Raw genomic sequence first — 16,324 nt, 5'->3', positions numbered from 1 at the left:
CGTCCTCAGCGCGACGCGGTATCGACCTTCACGGCGGTCGACAGACCTGGCCTGAGCGCAACCTTCTGCACCTGGTCCTGGTCGATGGTGATCCTGACGGGGACGCGCTGGACGATCTTGGTGAAATTGCCGGTCGCGTTCTGCGGCGGGATCACACTGAAGATGGCCCCGGTTGCAGGCCCCAGGCTGGTGACATGACCTTTGAGCGGCTCGTCAGGTGCAATGTCGGTATAGACCGTCGCCGGCTGCCCCTCGGCCATCTGCCGTAGCTGGTCCTCCTTGAAATTGGCGTCGACCCACAGCCCCCTCTCCGGAACGATCGTCAAGAGATAGCTACCCGGCGACACATAGGTGCCGACTTGTGCCAGCCTATTGCCGATGACACCGTCGATGGGAGAACGGATCTGCGTGAACCCGAGATCGAGCTGCGCCGTGTCGAGATCGGCCTTGGCGGCGGAAACTGCGGCGGTTGCTTCCGAAATCTGCGTGTTGAGCACATCGAGCTGCTGCTTGGCGGCGGCAAGCCCCGCCCGAGAGGCGGTCACCGACGCCTTGGCCTGACCGTCGGCGGCAAAGCTTCTCTGGGCGTCCTGTTGCGAACCGGCCCTCGTGCTGGCCAGCACTTCATAGCGTTTCGCGTCCTGAGTGGTGAAAACGGCGGCCGCGCTCTTAGCCTCGAGATCGGCCTCGGCCTGCTCGATCACCGAATTCTGCAGCGAGATTTGGGCATGAAGATTGTCGAGAGCCGACTGCTGCTGCTGGACCGATGCCTGCGCATGCTCCAGCGCCGCCTTGAAGGACCGGTCGTCGATGCGGATCACGAGCTGACCCGCCTCGACATGCTGGTTGTCCTCGACAAGGATCTGGTCGATATGACCGGCGACCCGTGGCGCCAGCGGCGTGACGTTGCCGCCGACATAGGCGTCATCGGTCGAGACGAGAAAGCGGCCGGCCTGCCACCACTGGACGCCGTACCAGCCGGCGATGCCGATCACGACAAGGCCTGCCAACATCAGCAGCGGCCTGCGACGCTTCCTGGCGGGCATGGGAGTGGCGGCAACGGAAATGGCAGGCGTGAGATTTTGGGCGACCGATGGCTGCAATTCGGCCGGCGAGAGAACCTTGTTCATCTGCCGCGCCCCTCGTCCTGGCTGTGCTGAAGCAACGCGTTGTCGACCAGCGGAAGGCCTGAGCCTTCGCTGCTGAAGCGATATCGCCGCCGCATGCGATCGGTGGCCTTGGGTGCCGTTGCCATGGCGAAGTCCTCGCTGTCGAGTTCCTTGCCGGTCTGGCGATCGACCAGCACCGGCTCGGCCCAGCGCCCGTCAGCCTTGTCCACAACGACGAGGCTGGGGCCCTCGGGCGCCAGATGCTTGTTGCCCCAAGCGAGCAAGGAAAGCAGGACCGGGCGGAAATCGCGCGCCTTGGAGGTCAGCACATATTCATGGCGAAGCGGCCGTTCGCAGTAGACGCGCTTCTCGAACAGGCCGCGCTCGACCAGGCTGTTCAGCCGCCGCGTCAGAATGTTGGGCGCAATCTCCAGGCTCTTCTGAAACTGGTCGAAGCGCGTCAGGCCCTGGAACGCATCCCGCAGCAGAAGAATGCTCCACCACTCACCCACATCGTCGAGGCTGCGCGCGATGGGGCATGGGCGGGTTTCGAAGCTTGTTTTGGCAACCATTGTCGCTGGTCTCTTTCAAAATGAAAGTGCCTCATAGCCTAGTGGATTGCATTATGCAAGTGACTTGTGAGGATCGAGGGCTGGAACCCGGTTTTCAACGGAGATCGGCTAAAACACCAAGACGTCGATTCCGCCCATCGGATGGACGGCGGCGCCGTGCGCCCCACCGTGGATACGGATCGCGACGACGTCACGTCAAAATGATTGGGTCATGTGCTCGACCAAAGGCCTTGGCCTCGCCATGCTTGCCGGCCCGCGTCACATCCCGGCGGTAGCCTGAATGGCCGCGGCGGGCCGGCCCCATGCCGGCCCGCGTGCGTTTCATCGACAAGCTCCTCGCCACCCCCCTTTGCCTAGCCGCGCTGATAATTGTCGAGAAGCGCTGACATCCATGAAACCTTTTGATTTTTAAGCCGTTATCGGCCTATGTCCGGGGTCAAATCCAAGCCGAAATCTGTCAACGGTGCCAAACCACGCGGAGCTGAAAAGTCGCGCCAGGAAAAGGCATCGACTGTCGAAGCCGCGCCCGAGGTCGACGGGCAGGCCGCGCCCGAGGTCGACGGGCAGGCCGCGCCCGAGGTCGACGGGCAGGCCGCGCCCGAGGTCAACGGCCAGGCCGCGCCGCCGCCGGATGTCATCGAACCCGATCCGGAACTGACGCCCGAGGAGGCCGAGCAGGCGCGCAAGAAATACTTGTTGAAGCGCTTCTGGATCAGTGCGCGCGGTTACTGGGGCCGCGGCGGTGACAGGCTCGCCTGGCCGTTCACGATCGGGCTGTTGATCCTGATATGCGTGAACGTCGGCTTCCAGTATGGGATCAATCGCTGGAACCGGGCGATTTTCGACGCCCTTGAGCAACGCGATGCCCATACCGTGTACTTCCTGAGCGCCGTTTTCGTGCCGCTGGTGCTCGGAAGCGGAAGCCTTGTCGTTACGCAAGTCTTCCTTCGCATGACGATTCAGCGCCGCTGGCGTTCCTGGCTCACCACTGCGGTCATCGCGCGCTGGCTCGCGAACGGCCGCTACTATCAGTTGAACCTCGTCGGCGGCGACCACCAGAACCCCGAAGCCCGCGTTTCGGAGGATTTGCGGATTGCCACCGAATCCCCGGTCGACTTCACCGCCGGTGTCATCAACGCGTTTCTGTCGGCCTCGACTTTCATCGTGGTGCTGTGGACGATCGGCGGAGCCCTGAGCTTCACAATCTCGGGTTCGACCATCACGGTTCCCGGCTTCCTCGTCATCACGGCGGTCATCTATGCCGCGATCACGTCCACCTCAATGGCGGTGATTGGCCGCCATTTCGTCCACCTCTCCGAGGAAAAGAACCAGGCGGAAGCCGAATTCCGCTACACGCTGACGCGCGTGCGCGAGAACGGCGAGAGTATCGCATTGCTCGGCGGCGAGGAGGAGGAGCGCAGCGGCATCGACAAGAGGTTCGCCCATGTGCTCAGGCAATGGGCGCTCCTCACAGGCCAGCACATGCGCACCGCACTGGTGTCACAGGGGTCGAGCCTGTTTGCGCCGGTCGTGCCGGTTTTGCTTTGCGCTCCAAAGTTTCTCGAAGGCAGCATGACACTTGGACAGGTCATGCAGGCTGCCTCCGCCTTTGCTATCGTGCAGGGCGCATTCGGATGGCTGGTCGACAACTACCCCCGTCTCGCCGACTGGAACGCCTCGGCAAGGCGCATCGCCTCGCTGATGATGTCGCTCGATGGGCTCGAGCGCGCCGAGCAGAGCGACGCCCTGGGACGCATCCAGCGCGGCGAAACCGAAGACGGTGCGATGCTCAGCATCGACAATCTCTCCGTGACGCTCGACGACGGCACGTCCGTGGTCAAGGAAACCAAGGTCGTGATCGAACCAGGCGAGCGGGTGCTGGTGGCCGGTGAATCCGGTTCAGGCAAGAGCACGCTGGTGCGGGCCGTCGCGGGTCTCTGGCCGTGGGGTGGCGGCAGCGTCAATTTCCACGCCGACAGGCGGCTGTTCATGTTGCCGCAACGACCCTACATCCCCTCGGGCACGCTTCGCCGCGCAGTCGCCTATCCCGCCGCCGCCGACAACTGGACGATTAAGGAGATCAAGGCTGCGCTCGATAGAGTGGGGCTCGCCTATCTCGCCAACAAGATCGAGGAAGACGCGCCATGGGACCAGACCTTGTCGGGTGGCGAAAAACAGCGGCTTGCCTTCGCGCGTCTCCTGCTGCACAGCCCCGACATCATCGTGCTGGATGAAGCAACCGCGGCGCTCGATGAGAAGAGCCAGGGCAAGATGATGGAGGTGCTCATCCAAGAATTGCCGAAGGTCACCATCATAAGCGTGGCGCATCGAGCCGAACTGGAAGCCTTCCATAGCCGCAAGATCACATTGGAGCGGCGCGAGGGCGGCGCAAAGCTTGTCAGCGATATCGATCTTGTCCCACGCAAGGGCAGACGCAACTTGATCGGGCGCGCCTTGTGGGGCTCTGGCCGAAAGGCAGCGTGACCATGGGTAAAGCGGTCTCTGCAGGCGATTGATCTACCAAAACTAGGGGATCAGCACCACCTTCCCCGTCGAGCGGCGCTCGTCCAGCAAGCGGTGCGCTTCGCCAGCCTGGTCGAGCGGGAAGCGGCCGCCGATCGCAACCTGCAGCCGACCGCTTGCCGCCAGTTGGAACAGCTCGGACAGGCTGGCTTTCAGTACGTCCGTGGACAGCAGCGGCAGCAGCGCGAAACCTCTCAAAGACTGGTTGCGGCCGATCATCGCTTCCAGGTCGGAAGCCGCGAGCGTGTAGCGGCCAAGTGCGGCGAACACCAGTTCGCCGCCGGGTGCCAGAGCCTGCAGCAACGCAGCCGTCAGTGCGCCGCCGACCGTGTCGTAGATGATATCGGCGCCCTGCCCGTCCGTGATGTCACCGAGGTGAGCGGGCCAATCCGGCTTGAGATAGTCGACGGCGGCATCAGCGCCGAGCGACAAAGCGAGATCGAGCTTGGCCTTGCCGCCGGCGGCCGCGATCACCTTGCGTGCGCCCTTTAGCCTGGCCAGCTGGACAAGCAGCGACCCGACGCCACCCGAAGCGGCCGGCACCAGCACCGACTTGCCGCCGGGCGGGCTTTGCCGCAGCAGGTGAAGGGCCGTCAGCCCCTGTACCATCAACGCTGTGGCATCCTCGAACGACAGGGCATCTGGCAGCCGCACGACGAGATCGGCGTCGATCGTCACCTGCTCGGCATAGCCGCTGTGAGGATGCTTTGAAACGAACAAAGGCGCGGCGACACGCGTTCCCAGCAGCGACGCATCCGCCCCGTGTCCAACGGCCTCGACGAAGCCCGCGGCCTCGACGCCAAGGATCATCGGCAGTTGCGGCGTCACCGCGTAGCCATCCCTGCGCATCAGCACTTCGAAGAAATTGATCCCGGCGGCATGGACGCGGACCAACACGTCGCTGGCCTGCGGCACTGGCGACGGCAGGTCTACCGCCTCCAGCACGTCGGGACCGCCGAAGCGGCTGAGCTGAATGGCTTTCATGGCAAACTCCGATCGCTATGGCATCGGCCACGGTTTGCCACTATCTGCGCAGCCTCGACTACACACTCATTTGTCCCCTGCTGACCAGGAGGTGACCATGGCCAATCCCAGCAAGAGACCGCCCATCAAGCGATTGCCGATGCTGCCGGCGGAACGCGCCCTGAAAGTGATCGCTGGGCGCTGGAAGGCGGTCATCCTCTACCATCTCTTTGATGGCCCGCGACGGCTGTCGGCGCTGAAGGCGATGATGCCTGGCATCACCCAGAAGGTGCTGATCCAGCAGCTGCGCGAAATGGAGGAGCACGGCCTCGTCAGCCGCGAGATCTTTGCCGAAGTCCCCTCGCGCGTCGAATACTCCGCGACAAGTCTCGGCCTCAGCCTCGAGCCGATCCTGCTGGCACTCTGCCAATGGGGCCAGCACCACGCCGACGAACTCAACGAAAGGGATCGCCTCGCCGATTGCATCATCCGCCCAAGGCCGGCGCGGGAGACGCACGCCTCCCACAATTGAAAAAGGGCGGCGCAAGCGCCGCCCCCAGACTGCTGACAAACCCCTGGCTTTTGCTGGGGGTTTTTGATTCACTGGGTCATGTTGAAGCGACCCGCCCCCGAACAGACCGCGCTTGAGATGGTAACGTTGGATCAGCTTGTTCCGGCTGATCATCTGTTGCGCAAGATCGAGCGCGCGATCGACTTTTCGTTCATCCACGATCTGACCGCGCCGCTGTACTGCGCCGACAATGGCCGGCCGCCGCTCGACCCGACCTTGATGTTCAAGGCGCTGTTCATCGGCTACCTGTTTGGGGTTCGCTCGGAACGCCAGTTGGTGCGCGAGATCGAGGTCAACGTCGCCTATCGCTGGTTCCTGCGGCTGAAGCTGACGGACAAGGTGTTCGACGCCTCGACGCTGTCGCAGAACCGACGCCGGCGCTATCAGGATGAGACCATCGCGCAGGGTATCTTCGACAGGATCGTCGAGCAGGCGATCCGGCATGGGCTTGTCGACGGCACAGTGCTCTACACCGACAGTACGCATCTGAAGGCCAGCGCCAACAAGAACCGCTTCGACCTTGCGGTGGTGGCCAAGTCGCGCGCCGACTACTGGGAAGCGCTGGACGCCGCGATCGAGGAGGACCGGGTCCAACATGGCAAGAAGCCGTTGAAGGAGAAGGAACGCCAGCCCGCCGAGAAGCAGACCAAGGTGTCGCGTACCGACCCCGACAGCGGCTACATGGTGCGCGACGGCAAGCCGAAGGGCTTCTTCTATCTCGACCACCGCACGGTGGACGCCGCCCATGCCATCATCACCGACACCCATGCCACGCCGGCCAACGTGCATGACTCGATCGTCTATCTCTCACGCCTCGACCGACAGCGCCAACGCTTCGGCTTCCAAGTGGGGGCGGTTGGGCTCGATGCGGGATACGCAACCGCTGGCATCGCCAAGGGATTGGAGGACCGCGACATCCTCGGCGTCACCGGCTATCGCAATCCAACACCACCCAAGCCCGGCATGATGAGGAAAACCGCCTTCGCTTATGAGCCGGATCTGGATGGCTATCGCTGCCCACAGGGCCAGCTTCTCAGCTACGCCACCACCGATCGCAACGGCTACCGCCAATACAAGAGCGACCCGGCCATTTGCCAAACCTGCCCGCTGCTGGCCTCCTGCACGACCAACGCCGCCGCGACACGCACCATCACCCGCCATGTCTGGCAAGATGCGCGAGAGCGCATCGACGCCAATCGCCTCACCGGCTGGGGCAAGCTTATCTACCGCCGCCGCAAGGAGACCGTCGAGCGCTCCTTCGCGGACGCCAAGCAACTGCATGGCCACCGCTACGCCCGCTTCCGAAGTCACGTTCGCGTCGCCTGCCAGTGCCTGATTGCAGCCGCCGCCCAGAACATCAAGAAAATCGCCCTTTGCCTGTGGCCAAAGCCAAAACCAGGCATCGCCTGAGGCCAGCGAACCACGGGTCCCCGTCCTGCAACCTCCTGTCAAATTGTCCTGACAACGAAATCGCTAACCCGTTCAGTCGCATAAAACAAAACCCCGCCTAAAATAGACGGGGTTTGTCAGCAGTCTGAGGGCGGCGCAAGCGCCGCCCCGGATCCTTGGGAGGACAATTCGAACCGGCGGTCAGGCCGCCTTGACTTCCTCGGCGACGGCGTCGGCCTGACGTGCTGCCTTCAGCACCTTGGCCCACCACGCGACGTCGTTGACCAGCGCCGTGGCGGCCTGGTTCAGGTGCTCGAGCTCTTCGAGCTTCTTCTCGCCCTGGCGGACGGCGAGGAAGTCGCCCCAGGCGATATGGACGGCCGACTTGACCGGCGCCATCTGCAATTCGACCGCATGAAGGCGCAGCTGCTCGACGGCGCGGGAGCCGCCGACGCTGCCATAGCCGACGAAGCCGGCCGGCTTCTTGTTCCATTCGTTGGCAGCGTAGTCGATGGCGTTCTTCAGCACGGCCGTCGGACCATGATTGTATTCGGCGGCGGTGAAGATGAAGCCGTCGAATTCGGCGACCTTCTTCTGCCAGCGCTTCGCCACTTCATTCTGCGACGGTGCCCAGGCGGAGGATGCGACCTCGTCGAAGAACGGCAGCGGGAAGTCGCGCAGGTCGACGATCTCGACGTCGATATCGGCATGCGATTTGGCGATCTTGGCGATCCACTGGGTTGGTACGTCGGCGAAGCGCGCGGCGCGCGTGGAACCGACAACGATGGCGATCTTGGGTTTTGACATGGGGCTCTTCCTTGCAAGTAAAGCTGGTATCGTTTGGATACCGGCGCTATATGAGATACTGTCAACTCGCGGCGCAAGGAGGCACCTTTTTGTTACTGAGGAACCCGCTCAACACCGAAGATTGCCGCGCCGTTTCGGAAATCCTGCAGCGCGTCGGCGATAAATGGACCGTTCTCGTGGTCGGAAAGCTCGGCCAAGGACCGTTGCGATTCAATGAGTTACGCGCTGCTGTCGGCGGCATCTCGCAGAAGATGCTGACCACCACCTTGCGCGGATTGGAGCGAGACGGCTTCGTCACCCGCACGGTGTTCCCGACCATTCCGCCACGCGTCGATTACGAGCTGACAGAACTCGGCCATGAGTTGCTGATCCCGGTCAGCGCACTCGGTGAATGGGCTCGCGTCAACACCACGCGCGTGCGGGCAGCACGCGAGAAATTCGACGCGACGCATGCCTGAAGCCTTTGTATTGGAATGGTTTTCGCCGATGGCTGCGCTAGCGACATTGCATTCCGTCGGCGGCAGTTGACCGGGTTCGGGTCTGGCTTTCAGACGAACGCCGTCAGCGGACAAGGACAAAGCCGCGGCGGTACCTGCCAGCGCGGCGTTCAGCAATCGTTGACTGATTGTCTTCGTTCATCAACAGACCGTGCGCGCGGCCCGTTTCGCATCTGCCGCGTGTTCACCCCGGCATGGCTGCGCGCCGAAGCCCCGGTCAGGCTTCTGCCGGAACCGCCTTTGGCTTGCCCTCGCCATCCAGCGCCACCATGACGAAATCGGCATGGGTGACCTTCTCCATCAGGTCTGAGAGATAGCGCTGCGCCCAGGCCTCGACCTTGAGCGTCATCGAGGTGCGGCCGACACGCTCGACATGGGTGTAGATGCACAGCGTGTCGCCGATCTTCATCGGCTTGGCGAACGACATCTCCTTGACCGCCGCCGTCACCACGCGGCCCTTGGCGCGCTCGGCAGCACGGATGCCGCAGGCAAGGTCCATCTGCGCCATCACCCAGCCGCCGAAGATGTCGCCGGCCGCATTGGCATCCGAAGGCATGGCCAGCGTGCGCAGCGTCAGATCGCCGAGCGGCCGTCCTTCAGCGTAGTGCACCATGGGGGAAATCCTTCGAGGTCAATGCCCTCGATCCCGTAGCGTCATGGCGCCGAGAGGTCAACGCGCCACCCACCGAAGTCTCGCTTGGCCGCTAGAAGTAACGCGCGAGGTTTGAGCGAATGCGATCCAGGACGCTATGCCCAGAAAGGTCGGGAGAGAATTCTCTGCCCGTGATTGCCTCGTAAGCCTGTGCATAGACCCGGGATGCCTGTTCGACGATCTCGTCGGGTATGTCGGGTATCGGTTGGCTGTAAGGATCGCATCGCGCAGAGACCCACGACCGGATGAAATCCTTGTCGAAACTCTCCGGCCGGCTGCCGCTGGCGAGGGCTTCCTCATAGCTCTTTGCAATCCAGTACCGGCTGCTGTCCGGCGTGTGGATTTCGTCGGCAAGGATTATGGTCCCGTTCTTGTCGGTGCCGAATTCGTATTTCGTATCGGCGAGGATGAGGCCGCGTTCGGCGGCGCGCTGCTGTCCACGGGCGAACAGCTGCAAGGCATAGCCCGATACGGTATCCCACTGCGCCGGCGTGAGAAGGCCCTGGTCAAGGATCTCGGCCTTGGACAGGGGCTCGTCATGGCCACCGTGCAGGGCCTTGCTGGTCGGCGTGATGATCGGCTCGGCCAGTTTTTCGTTGTCGCGCAGGCCGTCCGGCAGGGTCATTCCATACATGTCCCGATCACCGCGCCGGTACCTTGTCAGGATCGAGGTGCTGGTGGTTCCCGCCAGATAGCCACGCACGACGATCTCGACCGGCAGGATGTCCAGCCTTGTGCCGACGACGACGTTCGGGTCCGGATATTCGAGAACATGGTTCGGGCAGATATCGGCGGTTTCCTCGAACCAGTACCGCGCCGTCTGGGTGAGGATCTCCCCCTTGAACGGGATCGAGGTCAGGATGGTGTCGAAGGCACTGAGACGGTCGGTGGCGATGATGATGCGCCTGCCGTCCGGCAGGTCGTAGTTTTCGCGGACCTTGCCGCTGTAGTGGCCCGGCAATTCCGGAATGAAAGCATCAGGCAAGGTGCGCATATGATTCCTGCCTTCCGCAGATTGGCTGATATCATCGCATAAGCTGTCGACCCCATGCATATCAAGCGCGATTGTCGGGATTCCCCGCAACTCGACCTGGCATCGCGGTCGCTTTTTTCACAACCGATGCCGGAAGGCGCGGCGACGCGGCGGACCCACCGCGTCTAGGCTGTGGCCAGATTTCCGGAGCCGCCCACCAATCATGCAGACCTATGACTTCATCATCGTCGGCTCCGGCTCGGCCGGCTCGGTCCTGGCCGACAAACTGTCGGCCTCCGGACGCTTTTCCGTGCTGGTGCTGGAGGCCGGCGGCACCGACCGCCGCTTCTACGTGCAGATGCCGCTCGGCTACGGCAAGACCTTCTTCGATCCGGCGGTGAACTGGAACTACAAGGCCGAGCCCGACCCGGGGCTCGCCGGCAACGCCGACCACTGGCCGCGCGGCAAGCTGCTCGGCGGCTCGAGCTCGATCAATGCCATGGTCTGGATCCGGGGCGCGCGCGAGGATTTCGATGCCTGGGCAGCCGCCGGCAACCCAGGCTGGGGCTATGACGATATCTTGCCCGCCTTCAAGGCGCTGGAGGACAATCAGGCCGGCGCCGACGCATGGCGCGGTGTCGGCGGCCCGCTGCATGTCACCGATTGTTCGGACGCGGTCCACCCGCTGACCAAGCGCTATCTCGCCGCCGGCCAGCAGGCCGGTCTGCCGCTCAACCCGGATTTCAACGGTGCTACCCAGGAAGGCGTTGGCGTCTACCAGATCTCGACCAGGAACGGCCGCCGCATGTCGGCGGCGCGTGCCTTCCTGCGCCCGGCGATGAAGCGCGCCAACGTCCGCGTCGAGATGAACGCGCTGGCGACCCGGGTGCTGTTCGAAGGCAAGCGCGCCGTCGGCGTCGAATATCTGCAGAACGGCGAGACCAAGACGGCGCGTGCCGGCCGTGAGGTCATCCTGTCGGGCGGTTCGGTCAACTCGCCGCAATTGCTGCAGCTGTCCGGCGTCGGCCCCTCGGAGCTGCTCAAGGGGCTTGGCATCGCCGTCGTCCACGCCAACGAGAACGTCGGCGCGCATCTGCAGGACCATGTCGGCATCAACTACACCTTCAAGGGCAGGCTGCCGACGCTCAACCAGACACTGCGTCCGTGGTGGGGCAAGCTCCTGGTCGGCATGCAATACATCCTGACGCGGTCCGGGCCGCTGTCGCTGTCGATGAACAATGCCGGCGGCTTCTTCCGCACCGACCCGGCGGCGACCCGCCCCAACATGCAGCTCTATTTCCAGGCCTTCTCGACCGTCATTCCCAAAAGCGGCGAGCGTCCGATCCTGACGCCCGACCCGTGGCCGGGCTTTTCCATCGGCCTGTCCAATTGCCGCCCGTCGAGCCGCGGCGAGATCATGATCCGTTCCAGCAATCCGCGCGACTATCCCAGGATATCGGCCAATGCCTATTCGACCGAGGCCGACGTCGCCGAGATGCTCGACGCGGTGAAGTTCGTGCGCAAGATCGCCTCGATGCCGGCAATGGCCGAGATCATCGAGGAAGAGGTGCTGCCGGGCCCGTCGATCACATCCGACGCCGATCTGATCCAGGATTTCCGGAAGCGCTCGGGCACCGTCTATCACCCGGTGTCGACCTGCCGCATGGGCTCCGATCCCGCGCGCGCCGTGGTCGATCCGCGCCTCAAGCTGCACGGTATCGAGGGCTTGCGCGTCATCGACGCCTCGATCTTTCCCGACAACATCACCGGCAACACCAACGCCGCCTCGATCATGACCGGTTGGAAGGGCGCCGAACTGGTTCTGGAGGACCAAAAATGAAAATCACCGACGTCAAGACCTGGGTTGTCGGCAACCCGCCGCCCGGCATCGGCGGTAAGTATTTCATATTCGTCAAGCTGACCACCGATGGCGGTGTCGTCGGCTATGGCGAGGCCTACAACGCCACCTTCTCCGCCCATGTCACGGCGAAGATGGTCGAGGACATGGCCGAGCGCTATTTGATCGGCCGCGATCCGCACGACATCGAGAATTTCTTCCGCCGCGCCTATTCGTCCGGCTTCACCCAGCGCCCGGACGTGTCCGGCATGGGCTGTTTCTCGGCGCTGGAAATGGCCTGCTGGGACATTGTCGGCAAGGAGGCCAACAAGCCGGTCTACAAACTGCTCGGTGGCCAGGTGCACGAGACGCTGCGCTCCTACACCTATCTCTACCCGCACACCGGCAGCGTCCACTCCGAGGACGCTCCGGACGGCAGGAACGTCTACAACGACCCCGAGATGGCGGCTGCCTGCGCGCTCGAATATGTCGAGCAGGGCTTCAATGCCGTAAAGCTCGACCCGGCCGGCCCCTACACCGCCTTCGACGGCCATCAGCCGCGCCTCGTCGACATCGATGTCTCCACCCGCATGATCAAGGCGATCCGCGAGGCGGTCGGCACACGCGCCGACATCCTGTTCGGCACCCATGGCCAGTTCACCGCCTCCGGCGCGCTACGGATGGCCCGCGCCATCGAACCCTATGACCCGCTGTGGTTCGAGGAGCCGGTGCCGCCCGACATGCCTGAAGTGATGGCGCAGGTGGCGCGAGGCACGTCGATCCCGATCGCCACCGGCGAGCGGCTGACGACCAAGTTCGAATTCGCCCGCGTCATCGAGAACCGCGCCGCGACCATCCTGCAGCCCGACCTTGGCCGCTCCGGCGGCATCCTCGAAACCAAGAAGATCGCCGCCATGGCCGAGGCCTACCACATCCAGGTCGCCCCGCACTGCTATTGCGGGCCGATCGTCGGTGCTGCCAACATCCAGCTGGCGGTGACGCTGGCCAACTTCCTCATCCTAGAATCGCTGAAGCAGTGGGATGGGTTCCACGCGACGCTGCTCACGAAGAAGATCGAGTGGCAGGACGGCAATGTCATCCCGTCGAAGGAGCCCGGCCTCGGTGTCGAACTCAACGAAGCGGTCTGCGATGCGCATCCCTACACCGGCAAGGAATTGCATCTGCAGATGATGCAGACGCCGCTGATACCGTGAGCGAAAGCTACGCCTTCATCGGCCTTGGCCATCTCGGCGGCAATCTGGCCGCCAGCCTGATCCGCAACGGCTTCGCGGTCACCGTCTTCGACCGCGAGCCCGCTGCTGTCGAGCGCCTCGTTGCGCTGGGCGCCACCGCCGCCAACAGTCCCGCCGAGGCCGCCTCGCGAGCCGGCAATGCGGTAACCTGCCTGCCCTCGCCCAAAGTCAGCGAAGCGGTGTTGGCCGGTCCAGGCGGTTTGCTTGAGGGCCTGCCGGAGGGCGGCACCTGGATCGAGATGTCGACCAACGGCCGCGACGAGATCGTGCGTCTGGCCGCCCTCGCCTCGGCCAGGGGCATCGAAACGTTGGAATGCCCGGTCACCGGTGGCGTGCATCTGGCGGCGGTCGGAAAAATCACCGCACTGGTCGGTGGCGATGCAGCACTTTATGCGCGCCATCGCTCGGCCATCGAAGCGATGTGCGCGAAATCGTTCCTGATGGGTCCGATCGGCTCGGCGGCGGTGATCAAGGTGATCACCAACATGCTCGCCTTCATCCATCTCGTCGCCGCCGGCGAGGCCCTGATGCTGGCCAGGCAAGGCGGGCTCGACCTCGCCCAATCCTACCACGCCATCGTTGCCTCCTCCGGCAACAGCTTCGTCCATGAGACCGAAAGCCAGCTCATTCTCAACGGCTCCTACGACATCGGCTTCACCATGGACTTGGCGCTGAAGGATCTCGGCTTCGCGCTCGCCATGGGCGAACAGTCTGGCGTGCCGCTCGAGCTGGCACCGCGCGTCAACGCGATTTTTGAACAAGGCAAGGAAGCCTATGGCGGCGCCGCGTGGTCGACCCAGATCGTCAAACTGCTGGAAGATGCCGTTGGCACTGACCTGCGCGCGCCCGGTTTTCCAGCCAAGCTCGAAGTCTGACACCAGGCAAGAAATCAAGCGATTTCAGTTGGTTGGACCCATCTCCGGACTCACCTGAATCGATCTGTTAACGACTTGATTCAATATCTGAGCGTCAGCGCGCCGGGCAGGATCTCGAAGGTCGCCGGTATGCGTCCTGGCGACTCGCCATCGATGTCGACCATCGCGCCGTTCGTCTCGACATCGCCGAGCGGCTCGACCACCACTTTCCGGCCGCGCAGGATGGTGATCGCGGGATGGTTGCGGTGCCGGCCGCCATAGAGCAGCCGGATATCCCAGATCAGCTTCAGCTTGCCGGCGGCGCGCAGGATGACGATGTCGAACTGCCCGTCGGCCAGTTCAGCATCCGGCGCGATCATCATGCCACCGCCGAAGAACTTGCCGTTGGCGACCGCCACCAGCGCCATGCGCGCCTCGACCGGCGTGCCGTCGTCGACCGTGATCCTGACATGCTGGAAGCGGTAGCGGATGAATTCGACCACGGTGCGCCACAGGAACAGCGTCTTGGCCGACATCTTGCCCTTGCGCTTGTCGGCGTTGACGGCGCGGTCGGTGGCGCCCGACAGGCCGAGGCTGGCGATGTTGATGAAATGCCGGCTGGCCAGCGCGCCATGGTCGTCGATGTAGCAAATGCGCCCGGCATCGACTTTCCGAGGCTTGGTCTCGGCGAGCCGCTTCAGCACCGCATCAACCTCGCGCGGCAGGCCGAGCCCGCGCGCGAAATCGATGCCGGTCCCGCACGGCAAGAGGCCAAGCTCGGTTGTCCTGCGGCCTTCCTTGGACGCCTGCAGCAGCCCGTCGGCCACCTCGCTGGCAGTGCCGTCACCGCCGGCCGCGATCACAAGGTCGAAACCGTTTGCCGCGAGATCGAGTGCCAGTCTTTCGGCGTCACCTTCGGCCTGCGTCTCACGCAGCTCGAATTCGCCGAAATGCTTTTTCAGCGACGCGGCGACCTCCGGCCAATGCCGTTTCAACCGGCCGCCGCCGGCAATCGGATTGAGGACCACTCCGACTTTCAAGCACACCCTCCCGCAAGGACATCAAGGCGCCCGGCGCCTCGAATCCTTTGCCGGCATTGAAACCCGCGCCCGCCGACAGGGCAAGGGCGAATGTCCACTGCTGCCACCCGTCATGGCGGACCGGAAGATCCGTTGTCCTTGCTTGATCCCCGATAATCCCATTATCCACAGGCCTGCCGCAGTGTCGCCGACCACTTACCCGGCGTACATTGAACCCATCTCAGGCGGCTACCGATCGCCCAGCCGAAAGGCGAAGTGAAAGGCGGATTTCCTGAGGCCCGTACGGCCCTGAGCGAGAGCAGGCTTGCCTGTTGGAGGGACGGATGCCGAGACCTACGGGGCCGCGGAAAGCGTGCCAACGCCGACGGCGGACTGATGCTGCCATGAAGGACGGCAAAAACCTTCGATGGTGCGCAGGGCAAAGCCCGCAAGGGCGGAGACCGGCGTGGTCCCGAACGGGCGCTGCTCTCGGGTGGCGGGCTGGCAGGACCGTCAAAATCAAGGCCGGCATGGCGCGACGACTTTACGGAAGTTGCTGCCGCGACCGTGTCCTGATCTGACAGGGAGGCGCTGGGAGAGATCCCGGCGCCGACTGTCTTTTTGGCTATCCCCTACAATTTTTACGCTGTTTCCGGATATGGCTGCAACCGGCTCTAAAATCAGCTAACGTCCGGCGTCGTCGGAGTCCGTTTGATAACGCGCTCTGCAGAGGCGCATGGCGTGGGTTTCGAGAACCGAAGCGCAGCGGACATTTGGGTCCGTGAGCATCGGAAGCGCAGAAAACCGCGTCAGGCGTCCGGCAGGGTAGCGTTAGCGAATGGGCTCCCTGAAGGGGGATACTTCATGACGTTGATCCAGAAGCTTGCCGTTGCCTATGCGTTCCTGTTCTTCGGCGTCGTCGCCATCGGCTACATACCGGCGTTCAACGATGCCAACGGCAATCTGTTCGGCCTGTTCTCGCTGCAATGGTACGATGACCTGCTACACGCCTTCTCCGGCGTCTGGGCGCTGGCCGCCGCCTTCATCTCGCACCGCCAGGCGGTGTTCTATTTCAAGCTGTTCGGCTCAGTCTATCTGTTCGATGGCGTGCTCGGCCTGATCACCGGTTCCGGCTGCCTCGATGCCGGCATCTTCATCAACGGCTTCCGCTCCCTCAACGATATCGAATTCCCGGCCCGCTTCTTCGCCAACCTGCCGCACATCGTCATTGGCGGCTTCGCCGTCTATGTCGGCTTCTGGCTGTCGAAGCGCATACACGACCACTTCGCCACGGCCTGATCCGGC

General features: G+C 63.5%; 16 protein-coding genes. 8 read left to right on the top strand and 8 right to left on the bottom strand.

The window, feature by feature from the left end; genetic code table 11:
* Positions 1 to 5 precede the first annotated feature (5 nt).
* The 3 genes from CGZ66_RS33310 to CGZ66_RS41420 all read right to left on the bottom strand — a co-directional run bounded on the left by CGZ66_RS33310 (position 6) and on the right by CGZ66_RS41420 (position 2,006).
* Positions 6 to 1,130, bottom strand: a complete 1,125-nt coding sequence (locus CGZ66_RS33310) for an HlyD family secretion protein (RefSeq protein WP_095090913.1) — start codon at positions 1,128 to 1,130, stop codon at positions 6 to 8.
* Positions 1,127 to 1,681, bottom strand: coding sequence for a winged helix-turn-helix transcriptional regulator (locus CGZ66_RS33305; RefSeq protein WP_095090912.1), 555 nt, complete (start codon positions 1,679 to 1,681; stop codon positions 1,127 to 1,129). The genes CGZ66_RS33310 and CGZ66_RS33305 overlap by 4 nt, the downstream gene beginning before the upstream one ends.
* Positions 1,682 to 1,871: 190 nt before the next feature.
* Entirely contained in the window at positions 1,872 to 2,006 is a 135-nt protein-coding gene (locus CGZ66_RS41420; protein ID WP_280952842.1) for a hypothetical protein, read from the bottom strand.
* Positions 2,007 to 2,107: 101 nt separating this feature from the next.
* Between CGZ66_RS41420 and CGZ66_RS33300 the strand changes: the two genes are divergently transcribed.
* Complete coding sequence (locus CGZ66_RS33300; protein ID WP_095090911.1) at positions 2,108 to 4,165, top strand: ABC transporter ATP-binding protein/permease; 2,058 nt, start codon at positions 2,108 to 2,110, stop codon at positions 4,163 to 4,165.
* Positions 4,166 to 4,207: 42 nt separating this feature from the next.
* Here the strand turns inward: CGZ66_RS33300 and CGZ66_RS33295 are convergent, their stop codons facing one another.
* A complete protein-coding gene (locus tag CGZ66_RS33295; protein WP_095090910.1) occupies positions 4,208 to 5,188 on the bottom strand; it encodes a quinone oxidoreductase family protein in 981 nt (326 codons plus the stop codon).
* Positions 5,189 to 5,285: 97 nt separating this feature from the next.
* Between CGZ66_RS33295 and CGZ66_RS33290 the strand changes: the two genes are divergently transcribed.
* A complete protein-coding gene (locus tag CGZ66_RS33290; RefSeq protein WP_095090909.1) occupies positions 5,286 to 5,699 on the top strand; it encodes a winged helix-turn-helix transcriptional regulator in 414 nt (137 codons plus the stop codon).
* A gap of 78 nt (positions 5,700 to 5,777) precedes the next feature.
* On the top strand, positions 5,778 to 7,148 hold the full coding sequence (locus tag CGZ66_RS33285) for an IS1182 family transposase (protein WP_095081263.1): 1,371 nt from the start codon (positions 5,778 to 5,780) through the stop codon (positions 7,146 to 7,148).
* A gap of 180 nt (positions 7,149 to 7,328) precedes the next feature.
* On the opposite strand, the gene CGZ66_RS33280 is transcribed toward CGZ66_RS33285, so the two are convergent.
* Positions 7,329 to 7,934, bottom strand: a complete 606-nt coding sequence (locus CGZ66_RS33280; protein ID WP_095090908.1) for an NADPH-dependent FMN reductase — start codon at positions 7,932 to 7,934, stop codon at positions 7,329 to 7,331.
* Between the two features lie 89 nt (positions 7,935 to 8,023).
* On the opposite strand from CGZ66_RS33280, the gene CGZ66_RS33275 reads away from it, so the two are divergent.
* Positions 8,024 to 8,392: a winged helix-turn-helix transcriptional regulator gene (locus CGZ66_RS33275; protein ID WP_167392347.1), complete on the top strand. Its 369-nt coding sequence runs from the start codon at positions 8,024 to 8,026 to the stop codon at positions 8,390 to 8,392.
* Positions 8,393 to 8,648: 256 nt separating this feature from the next.
* Here CGZ66_RS33275 and CGZ66_RS33270 read toward each other — a convergent pair whose 3' ends face one another.
* On the bottom strand, positions 8,649 to 9,044 hold the full coding sequence (locus CGZ66_RS33270) for an acyl-CoA thioesterase (protein ID WP_095090906.1): 396 nt from the start codon (positions 9,042 to 9,044) through the stop codon (positions 8,649 to 8,651).
* Positions 9,045 to 9,135: 91 nt separating this feature from the next.
* A complete protein-coding gene (locus tag CGZ66_RS33265; protein ID WP_095091707.1) occupies positions 9,136 to 10,077 on the bottom strand; it encodes a phosphoribosylaminoimidazolesuccinocarboxamide synthase in 942 nt (313 codons plus the stop codon).
* Positions 10,078 to 10,279: 202 nt separating this feature from the next.
* Here CGZ66_RS33265 and CGZ66_RS33260 point away from each other — a divergent pair, with 202 nt between their 5' ends.
* The 3 genes from CGZ66_RS33260 to CGZ66_RS33250 are packed head-to-tail and all read left to right on the top strand — an operon-like array spanning position 10,280 to position 14,021.
* The gene (locus tag CGZ66_RS33260) at positions 10,280 to 11,896 is read left to right on the top strand and encodes a GMC family oxidoreductase (protein WP_095090905.1); all 1,617 of its coding nucleotides are present in this window, start codon (positions 10,280 to 10,282) and stop codon (positions 11,894 to 11,896) included.
* Entirely contained in the window at positions 11,893 to 13,107 is a 1,215-nt protein-coding gene (locus CGZ66_RS33255; protein WP_095090904.1) for a mandelate racemase/muconate lactonizing enzyme family protein, read from the top strand. Before CGZ66_RS33260 ends, CGZ66_RS33255 begins: the two co-directional genes overlap by 4 nt.
* Positions 13,104 to 14,021 (top strand): NAD(P)-dependent oxidoreductase, encoded by a 918-nt coding sequence (locus tag CGZ66_RS33250; RefSeq protein ID WP_095090903.1) that lies wholly within the window; start codon positions 13,104 to 13,106, stop codon positions 14,019 to 14,021. Before CGZ66_RS33255 ends, CGZ66_RS33250 begins: the two co-directional genes overlap by 4 nt.
* An 80-nt stretch (positions 14,022 to 14,101) precedes the next feature.
* Here the strand turns inward: CGZ66_RS33250 and CGZ66_RS33245 are convergent, their stop codons facing one another.
* Positions 14,102 to 15,040: a YegS/Rv2252/BmrU family lipid kinase gene (locus CGZ66_RS33245; RefSeq protein WP_095090902.1), complete on the bottom strand. Its 939-nt coding sequence runs from the start codon at positions 15,038 to 15,040 to the stop codon at positions 14,102 to 14,104.
* A gap of 843 nt (positions 15,041 to 15,883) precedes the next feature.
* Here CGZ66_RS33245 and CGZ66_RS33240 point away from each other — a divergent pair.
* Entirely contained in the window at positions 15,884 to 16,318 is a 435-nt protein-coding gene (locus CGZ66_RS33240; RefSeq protein ID WP_095090901.1) for a DUF4383 domain-containing protein, read from the top strand.
* Positions 16,319 to 16,324 lie beyond the last annotated feature (6 nt).

This window comes from Mesorhizobium sophorae (assembly GCF_002270415.1).
Taxonomy (GTDB): domain Bacteria; phylum Pseudomonadota; class Alphaproteobacteria; order Rhizobiales; family Rhizobiaceae; genus Mesorhizobium; species Mesorhizobium sophorae.
The sequence above is the reverse complement of the archived record's forward strand: the minus strand, read 5'-3'. Positions and strand labels throughout refer to the sequence as shown.

Excerpts from the sequence above, each read along its gene's own strand:
- CGZ66_RS33310 (WP_095090913.1), bottom strand. The coding sequence starts at position 1,130 with ATGAACAAGGTTCTCTCGCCGGCCGAATTGCAGCCATCGGTCGCCCAA.
- CGZ66_RS33305 (WP_095090912.1), bottom strand. The coding sequence starts at position 1,681 with ATGGTTGCCAAAACAAGCTTCGAAACCCGCCCATGCCCCATCGCGCGC.
- CGZ66_RS41420 (WP_280952842.1), bottom strand. The coding sequence starts at position 2,006 with ATGAAACGCACGCGGGCCGGCATGGGGCCGGCCCGCCGCGGCCATTCA.
- CGZ66_RS33300 (WP_095090911.1), top strand. The coding sequence starts at position 2,108 with ATGTCCGGGGTCAAATCCAAGCCGAAATCTGTCAACGGTGCCAAACCA.
- CGZ66_RS33295 (WP_095090910.1), bottom strand. The coding sequence starts at position 5,188 with ATGAAAGCCATTCAGCTCAGCCGCTTCGGCGGTCCCGACGTGCTGGAG.
- CGZ66_RS33290 (WP_095090909.1), top strand. The coding sequence starts at position 5,286 with ATGGCCAATCCCAGCAAGAGACCGCCCATCAAGCGATTGCCGATGCTG.
- CGZ66_RS33285 (WP_095081263.1), top strand. The coding sequence starts at position 5,778 with ATGTTGAAGCGACCCGCCCCCGAACAGACCGCGCTTGAGATGGTAACG.
- CGZ66_RS33280 (WP_095090908.1), bottom strand. The coding sequence starts at position 7,934 with ATGTCAAAACCCAAGATCGCCATCGTTGTCGGTTCCACGCGCGCCGCG.
- CGZ66_RS33270 (WP_095090906.1), bottom strand. The coding sequence starts at position 9,044 with ATGGTGCACTACGCTGAAGGACGGCCGCTCGGCGATCTGACGCTGCGC.
- CGZ66_RS33265 (WP_095091707.1), bottom strand. The coding sequence starts at position 10,077 with ATGCGCACCTTGCCTGATGCTTTCATTCCGGAATTGCCGGGCCACTAC.
- CGZ66_RS33260 (WP_095090905.1), top strand. The coding sequence starts at position 10,280 with ATGCAGACCTATGACTTCATCATCGTCGGCTCCGGCTCGGCCGGCTCG.
- CGZ66_RS33255 (WP_095090904.1), top strand. The coding sequence starts at position 11,893 with ATGAAAATCACCGACGTCAAGACCTGGGTTGTCGGCAACCCGCCGCCC.
- CGZ66_RS33240 (WP_095090901.1), top strand. The coding sequence starts at position 15,884 with ATGACGTTGATCCAGAAGCTTGCCGTTGCCTATGCGTTCCTGTTCTTC.